Raw genomic sequence first — 1,156 nt, 5'->3', positions numbered from 1 at the left:
GCTTTTCCGCCTCGGCGCGAATGTCGTGGCTGATCCGCATGGAACAGAACTTCGGCCCGCACATGGAACAGAAATGCGCGACCTTATGCGCCTCCGCCGGCATGGTCTGGTCGTGCATGTCCCGCGCCGTATCGGGATCGAGGCCAAGGTTGAACTGGTCTTCCCAGCGGAACTCGAACCGCGCGCGGCTGACCGCGTCGTCGCGCAGGCGCGCCCCCGGATGACCCTTGGCGAGGTCCGCGGCATGGGCGGCGATCTTGTAGGTGATCACCCCGGTCTTCACATCGTCCCGGTCGGGCAGGCCAAGGTGCTCCTTGGGCGTCACGTAGCACAGCATCGCCGTGCCGAACCAACCGATCATCGCCGCCCCGATGGCAGAGGTGATGTGATCGTAGCCCGGCGCGATATCCGTGGTGAGCGGCCCGAGCGTATAGAACGGCGCCTCGTGGCAGTGCTTCAACTGCTCGTCCATGTTCTCCTTGATCTTGTGCATGGGCACATGGCCCGGGCCTTCGATCATCACCTGGCAGTCCTTCGCCCATGCGATCTGTGTCAACTCGCCCAGCGTGCGCAATTCGGCGAACTGCGCCTCGTCGTTGGCATCGGCGAGCGAACCGGGCCGCAGCCCGTCGCCCAGACTGAAGGAGACGTCATACCGGCGGCAGATATCGCAGATCTCGTCGAAATGCTCGTAGAGGAAGCTTTCGCGGTGATGATGCAGGCACCATTTCGCCATGATGGACCCGCCCCGCGACACGATGCCCGTGACGCGGTTGACCGTCATCGGGATCATGTGCAGCCGCACGCCCGCGTGAATGGTAAAGTAATCCACCCCCTGTTCGGCCTGTTCGATCAGCGTGTCGCGAAAGACCTCCCAGCTCAGATCCTCGGCGATGCCGCCGACCTTTTCCAGCGCCTGGTAAAGCGGCACCGTGCCGATGGGCACCGGCGCGTTGCGGATGATCCAGTCACGGATGTTGTGGATATTGCGCCCCGTGGACAGGTCCATGACCGTATCGGCCCCCCAGCGGATCGCCCAGACCATCTTTTCCACCTCTTCCTCCATCGAGGAGGTGACAGCCGAATTGCCGATATTGGCGTTGATCTTGACCTTGAAGTTGCGGCCGATGATCATCGGCTCAAGCTCGCGGTGGTT

1 protein-coding gene is annotated in these 1,156 nt (G+C 62.8%); it reads right to left on the bottom strand.

What is annotated here, in order from left to right; all coding sequences use genetic code 11:
* Window positions 1–1,156: phosphomethylpyrimidine synthase ThiC (gene thiC, locus A3764_RS16530; RefSeq protein ID WP_150122248.1), on the bottom strand; the 1,156-nt coding region annotated here is incomplete at both ends.

The organism is Sulfitobacter sp. HI0129, assembly GCF_001635395.1.
Classification (GTDB): Bacteria; Pseudomonadota; Alphaproteobacteria; order Rhodobacterales; family Rhodobacteraceae; genus Sulfitobacter.
This window is presented reverse-complemented; position numbering and strand designations above follow the sequence as displayed.